This window comes from Streptomyces sp. NRRL S-1022 (genome assembly GCF_000720135.1).
Taxonomy (GTDB): Bacteria; Actinomycetota; Actinomycetes; order Streptomycetales; family Streptomycetaceae; genus Streptomyces.
On the sequence record NZ_JOIU01000199.1, the window covers coordinates 1 to 260 of the forward strand.

A 260-nucleotide genomic window follows, 5' to 3' on the forward strand; every position below is an offset into this window, starting at 1 on the left:
GGTGCCGCGTGAGGTGACGCGGTCGCCGGAGGAGTTCCTGGACCTGCTGGTGGAGCAGCGGGTGACGGTGCTGAGCCAGACGCCGTCGGCGTTCCGTTCCCTGGTGTCCGCCGCCGCCTCCGGTGACGAGCGGATCGATCGGCTGGCCCTGCGTTCGGTGGTCTTCGCCGGGGAGAAGCTGGAGTTCGGCGAGCTGCGGCCCTGGGTGCAGCGGCTCGGCCTGGACCGGCCGGCGCTGGTGAACATGTACGGCATCACCG

The 260-nt window shown here is 71.5% G+C and carries 1 protein-coding gene; it reads left to right on the forward strand.

Annotation, left to right across the window (positions count from 1 at the left end):
* Window positions 1-260: AMP-binding protein (locus tag IG05_RS43365; RefSeq protein WP_037816083.1), on the forward strand; the 260-nt coding region annotated here is incomplete at both ends.